At 61.6% G+C, this 5,858-nt stretch carries 8 protein-coding genes; 5 read left to right on the forward strand and 3 right to left on the reverse strand.

Annotation, left to right across the window (positions count from 1 at the left end; all coding sequences use genetic code 11):
• Positions 1 to 17: 17 nt before the first annotated feature.
• The 3 genes from PPA02S_RS18225 to PPA02S_RS18235 form a co-directional block, all read right to left on the reverse strand.
• Positions 18 to 263, reverse strand: a complete 246-nt coding sequence (locus PPA02S_RS18225) for a PA4570 family protein (protein ID WP_028631724.1) — start codon at positions 261 to 263, stop codon at positions 18 to 20.
• Between the two features lie 83 nt (positions 264 to 346).
• Positions 347 to 688, reverse strand: coding sequence for a zinc ribbon domain-containing protein YjdM (locus PPA02S_RS18230; RefSeq protein WP_028631723.1), 342 nt, complete (start codon positions 686 to 688; stop codon positions 347 to 349).
• A gap of 159 nt (positions 689 to 847) precedes the next feature.
• The gene (locus tag PPA02S_RS18235; protein WP_028631722.1) at positions 848 to 1,816 is read right to left on the reverse strand and encodes a polyprenyl synthetase family protein; all 969 of its coding nucleotides are present in this window, start codon (positions 1,814 to 1,816) and stop codon (positions 848 to 850) included.
• A gap of 244 nt (positions 1,817 to 2,060) precedes the next feature.
• On the opposite strand from PPA02S_RS18235, the gene rplU reads away from it, so the two are divergent.
• The 5 genes from rplU (at position 2,061) to PPA02S_RS18260 (ending at position 5,751) form a co-directional block, all read left to right on the forward strand.
• Entirely contained in the window at positions 2,061 to 2,375 is a 315-nt protein-coding gene (rplU, locus tag PPA02S_RS18240; protein WP_003247466.1) for a 50S ribosomal protein L21, read from the forward strand.
• A gap of 38 nt (positions 2,376 to 2,413) precedes the next feature.
• Positions 2,414 to 2,671 (forward strand): 50S ribosomal protein L27, encoded by a 258-nt coding sequence (gene rpmA / locus PPA02S_RS18245; protein WP_003247464.1) that lies wholly within the window; start codon positions 2,414 to 2,416, stop codon positions 2,669 to 2,671.
• Positions 2,672 to 2,859: 188 nt separating this feature from the next.
• Entirely contained in the window at positions 2,860 to 4,086 is a 1,227-nt protein-coding gene (cgtA, locus tag PPA02S_RS18250; protein WP_028631721.1) for an Obg family GTPase CgtA, read from the forward strand.
• Between the two features lie 85 nt (positions 4,087 to 4,171).
• Positions 4,172 to 5,290 (forward strand): glutamate 5-kinase, encoded by a 1,119-nt coding sequence (gene proB, locus PPA02S_RS18255; RefSeq protein ID WP_028631720.1) that lies wholly within the window; start codon positions 4,172 to 4,174, stop codon positions 5,288 to 5,290.
• 2 nt (positions 5,291 to 5,292) lie between these two features.
• Positions 5,293 to 5,751 carry a CreA family protein gene (locus PPA02S_RS18260; protein ID WP_161629575.1) on the forward strand — a complete coding sequence of 153 codons (459 nt, stop codon included), beginning with the start codon at positions 5,293 to 5,295 and terminating at the stop codon, positions 5,749 to 5,751.
• Positions 5,752 to 5,858 lie beyond the last annotated feature (107 nt).

The raw sequence follows: 5,858 nt of genomic DNA on the forward strand, positions 1-5,858 counted from the left end.
CAGTGGCTCCATAGAGGTCAATTCCAGTCTGTTCCGCCTGGGCGCAAGGCCCGTGCATAGCAGAACAGAAACAGGTTGCGCACCAGCTCCTTCAGTACCCCGGGCTCGCTCGAGTTCAGGCCGTTCATGTCCAGGTCGCCCTGGTCACGCAATTCGTCCAGTGCTTCTTCCTCGAGCACCGCGCACACCTCACCGGTTTCCCGGTGAAGGATGCGCAGGTAGGGATGAGGGCGGTCCAGCCAGGCGTCTATCAGATAAGTCATGACCATTCTCCTTGGATAGCTTTCCAATGAGAATAATTCTTATTATCAAAATAGCAAGAACCAATTGGCAGATTCTTGTGAAATCAGACCTTGCGCACGAACTCGGACTTCAGCTTCATGGCGCCGATGCCGTCGATCTTGCAGTCGATATCATGGTCGCCGTCGCACAGGCGAATGTTCTTGACCTTGGTGCCGACCTTGACCACCAGGGAGGAACCCTTGACCTTGAGGTCTTTGATGACGGTGACGGTATCACCATCCTGCAGAACGTTGCCCACCGAATCCTTTTTCACCACCTCGTCGCTGGCCGCCTCGGCGTCGCCGCTGGCCGACCACTCGTGGGCGCACTCTGGGCAGATCAGCTGAGTGCCATCCTCGTAGGTGTATTCGGAGTTGCATTTCGGGCAGGGTGGCAAAGTACTCACTTCGGTTCCTCTAACAGGCGGGTGTTTAAAAACCCACATTGTAGAAGGTATTGCTGCAGAAGTGATTTTGTCCGGACAAATGCAAGCGCGGGCAAGCCCACTCCCACGACAGCACCGCTGCAGGAGCGGGCTCGCCCGCGACAGAGGCGATGCGGCCTGTCAGTGAGTGCGCGCCACCGCGAACTCGCTCAGCTCCACCAGTGCGTCCCGGTACTCGCTGGCCGGCAGCACTTCGAGGCATTCGATGGCGCGTCTCACGTAGCTACGCGCCATTTCAGCGGTGTATTTGAGGGCGCCGGATGCCTCCACCGCTGCGCGGATCTGCTCGAGGTCTTCCAGGCCGCCTTTCTGGATAGCCTTGCGCACCAGCGCAGCCTGCTCGGCGGTGCCTTCGCGCATGGTGTAGATCAGCGGCAGGGTCGGCTTGCCTTCGGCCAGGTCGTCGCCCACGTTCTTGCCCAGGGCCTCTGCATCGCCTTCGTAGTCGAGCAGGTCGTCCACCAGCTGGAAGGCCACGCCCAGGTGGTCACCGAAGGTGCGCAGCGCCTCGCGCTGGGCGTCGGTGGCCTGGGCAAGCGCGGCGGCGCTGTGGGTGGACGCTTCGAACAGCATGGCGGTCTTGCCACGGATGACGTCCATGTAGACGTCCTCGGTGGTGCTGGCATCGCGCACCCGCGACAGCTGCAGCACTTCGCCCTCGGCGATCACGCGGGTGGCCTTGGACAGGATCTGCATCACCGGCATGGAGTTCAGCTCGACCATCATTTCGAACGAGCGGGAATAAAGGAAGTCGCCTACCAGCACGCTGGGGGCGTTACCCCACAGTGCATTGGCGGTGGAGCGACCGCGGCGCATGCCGGACATGTCGACCACATCGTCGTGCAGCAGGGTGGCGGTGTGCAGGAATTCGATGGTGGCGGCCAGCAGGCGCAGGTCGTCGCCCTGGTGCCCAAGGGCCTTGCCGCACAGCAGCACCAGCAGCGGGCGCAGACGCTTGCCACCGGCAGACGTGATATAGTCGCCGATCTTCGATACCAACGGCACGCGCGAGGTCAGCTGCTTCTTGATGATCTCGTCGACGGCGCTGAAATCGTCAGCCACCGCACGGTAGAAGGTTTGGGGTTGCATCGGCTGCTCCAGTGAGGTTGCGCGGCATGCTAGGTTGCGGGTCCCGGTGTGTCAAGGCACGGTGCCAGTCGGCCGGGGGCGGTACTTGCAAGCAAAACCCGGGTTGCGTACAATCGCGCACCCTAACTTCCTGGGCAGCACCTGCCTTACGCAATTGCGCCGGGCCGTTCCAGCCCTGTGCAGCCATGCCAGCCAATACTCATCATATAAAGCGCTGGGTGAGCAGGATTATCGGAGAAATACCATGTCTTACGCAGTAATCGTTACCGGCGGCAAGCAGTACAAAGTCGCTGAAGGTGAATTCCTCAAGATCGAAAAACTGGAAGTCGCCACTGGCGAATCCGTGACCTTCGATCGCGTCCTGCTGGTCGCCAACGGTGAAGAAGTCACCATCGGTGCTCCAGTTGTTGCTGGCGCTAAAGTAGTGGCCGAAGTCGTTTCACAAGGCCGCCACGACAAGGTTCGCATCATCAAGTTCCGTCGTCGTAAGCACCACATGAAGCGTATGGGCCACCGCCAGTGGTTCACCGAGATCAAAATCACCGGCATCCAGGCTTAATCCCCTAGATCCCCTGAATTTATTTGGAGAATTGAACCATGGCTCACAAGAAGGCTGGTGGTAGTACTCGTAACGGTCGCGACTCAGAATCGAAACGCCTTGGCGTGAAGATGTATGGCGGCCAGGTTATCAAGCCCGGCAACATCATCGTCCGTCAGCGCGGCACCGAATTCCACGCTGGCTACGGCGTTGGCATGGGCAAGGACCACACCTTGTTCGCCAAGATTGAAGGCGTGATCAAGTTCGAGAAGAAAGGCGAGTTCATGCGCCGTTACGTGAGCATCGTCGCCGCTTAATCGCGACGTCGCTCCAGAAGCCCCGTCATGCGACGGGGCTTTTTCGTTTGTGGTGAGCCTCTTGCAAAGCTGTTTGTCTGGGTTGCCGGCGTTGGTTTCTACGGTCGTACGGGGCCGCCGCGCTCATTTTTGCAAGAGCCTCATGTTTTTGAGTCATTCAACTCGTCTAGCGACGAGAGGCGGTTTTAATGAAGTTTGTTGACGAAGTATCCATTCGGGTCAAGGCCGGCGACGGCGGCAACGGTTGCATGAGCTTCCGTCGCGAAAAATTCATCGAGAACGGTGGCCCCAACGGTGGTGACGGCGGTGACGGCGGCTCGGTGTACATGGTTGCCGACGAAAACCTCAACACCCTGGTCGACTATCGCTACACCCGTCACCACGAAGCCCAGCGCGGCTCCAATGGCGGCAGCACCGATTGCACCGGCAAGAAGGGTGAAGACCTGTTCCTGCGCGTGCCGGTGGGCACCACCGTGATCGACGCTTCCACCCAGGAGGTGATTGGTGACCTGGTTACCCCAGGCCAGAAACTGATGGTCGCCCAGGGCGGCTGGCACGGCTTGGGCAACACCCGCTTCAAGTCCAGCACCAACCGTGCGCCGCGCCAGACCACCCCAGGCAAGCCGGGCGACCAGCGCGACCTGAAGATGGAAATGAAAGTGCTCGCCGACGTCGGCCTGCTGGGCTTGCCCAATGCTGGCAAGAGCACCTTCATCCGCTCGGTATCGGCCGCCAAGCCGAAAGTGGCCGACTACCCGTTCACCACCCTGGTGCCAAACCTGGGTGTGGTCAGTGTCGACCGCTGGAAGAGCTTCGTCATCGCCGACATCCCCGGCCTGATCGAAGGCGCTTCCGAGGGCGCTGGCCTGGGTATTCGCTTCCTCAAGCACCTGGCGCGCACCCGTGTGCTGCTGCACCTGGTCGACATCGCGCCGCTGGACGAAAGCAGCCCGGCCGATGCCGCAGAAGTCATCGTCAACGAGTTGACCCGCTTCAGCCCGTCGCTGGCCGAACGTGAACGTTGGCTGGTGCTGAACAAGTCGGACATGGTCATGGACGACGAGCGTGATGAGCGTGTGCAGGAAGTGATCGACCGCCTGCAGTGGGAAGGCCCGGTCTACGTGATCTCGGCCATCTCCAAGCAAGGCACCGACAAGCTCAGCCACGACCTGATGCGCTACCTCGAAGACCGCGCCGACCGCCTGGCCAACGACCCGGCCTACGCCGAAGAACTGGCCGACCTCGACCAGCGCATCGAAGACGAAGCCCGTGCCCAGTTGCAGGCCTTGGACGATGCCCGCACCTTGCGCCGCACTGGCGTGAAGAGCGTGCACGACATCGGCGACGACGACGGCTGGGACGATGATTTCGAGGACGACGAAGACGGCCCGGAAATCATTTACGTGCGCGACTGACCGGTTGCAGTACACTAAACGCCGCTCTCTGGAGCGGCGTTTTTGTATCCACGGTATCTACAGATTCGACATAGGTTGGAAGAAGATGCGAAGCAAGGTGACGGGCGCCAGGCGCTGGGTCGTGAAGATTGGCAGTGCGCTGCTGACCGCCGATGGCAAAGGCCTCGACCGCGGTGCCATGGCCGTGTGGGTCGAGCAGATGGTCGCGCTGTGCGAGGCAGGGGTTGAGCTGGTACTGGTTTCTTCCGGGGCCGTGGCGGCTGGCATGAGCCAGCTGGGCTGGACGTCGCGACCCAGTGCGATGAACGAGCTGCAGGCTGCCGCTTCCATTGGCCAGATGCGCCTGGTGCAGGCCTGGGAGTCCAGCTTTGGCGAGCATGGCAAGCACACCGCACAGATCCTGCTGACCCATGACGACCTGTCCGACCGCAAGCGTTACCTGAACGCCCGCAGCACCCTGCGCACCCTGGTTGAGCTGGGTGTGGTGCCAGTGATCAACGAGAACGATACCGTGGTCACCGACGAAATCCGCTTTGGCGACAACGATACCTTGGCGGCGCTGGTGGCCAACCTGGTAGAGGCTGACCTGCTGGTGATCCTTACCGACCGTGACGGCATGTTCGACGCCGACCCGCGCAACAACCCAAATGCCCAGCTGATCAGCGAAGCCCGCGCCGATGACCCGGCGCTGGACGCGGTGGCGGGTGGAACCGGCGGTGCCCTGGGCCGTGGCGGCATGCAGACCAAGCTGCGCGCAGCGCGCCTGGCAGCGCGTTCCGGGGCCCACACCATCATCATCGGTGGGCGCATCGAGCGTGTGCTCGACCGCCTCAAGGCCGGCGAGCAACTGGGTACCCTGTTGTCCCCCGAGCGTGGCATGCTGGCCGCCCGCAAGCAGTGGCTGGCGGGGCATTTGCAAACCCGTGGCACCCTGGTGCTGGATGCCGGTGCCGTGCAGGCCCTGCGCCAGGCCAACAAGAGCCTGCTGCCGGTCGGCGTCAAGACTGTGCAGGGCAGCTTCCGCCGCGGCGAAATGGTGGTGTGCGTGGGCCCCGATGGCCTGGAGGTCGCACGCGGCCTGGCCAACTACAGTGCCCTGGAAGCGCAGAAGATTATTGGCCAGCCGTCCGATGCCATCGAGACGATACTGGGTTACAGCGCCGAGCCTGAGCTGGTGCATCGGGACAATCTGGTACTGGTATGACTATGCTGAAAAAGATCTTTGCCGTGGTGGCGCTGTCGCTGCCCATGCTGGCCGGCGCCGAGGAGATCGGCCAGGTATCCACTGTCTTCAAGTTCCTGGGGCCGAACGACCGCATTGTGGTCGAAGCGTTTGACGACCCCAAGGTCGAGGGCGTGACCTGCTACCTGTCTCGGGCCAAGACGGGCGGGGTGAAGGGTGGGCTGGGGTTGGCGGAGGACCGTGCGGAAGCGTCGATTGCCTGCCGTCAGGTTGGGCCGATCAGCTTCAAGGGCGACCTGAAGGATGGCGACGTGGTGTTCAAGGAGCGCACCTCGCTGGTGTTCAAGACCATGCAGGTGGTGCGCTTCCTGGACAAGAAGCGCAACACGCTGGTGTACCTGGTATACAGCGACCGCATTGTGGAAGGCAGCCCGCAAAACGCCGTGACCGCGATCCCGATTCTGCCCTGGGCACAGCAGTAACCCTGTAGCAGCACTAACCCTGCTGCTACAACATCAATCCTGTGGGAACAACTATCTTCCACAAAATCTGAATGCTGGCGCAATCCACCGTGTGGGAACGGCTTCAG

Origin of the sequence: Pseudomonas parafulva NBRC 16636 = DSM 17004, from assembly GCF_000730645.1 — a bacterium.
Taxonomy (GTDB): Bacteria; Pseudomonadota; Gammaproteobacteria; order Pseudomonadales; family Pseudomonadaceae; genus Aquipseudomonas; species Aquipseudomonas parafulva.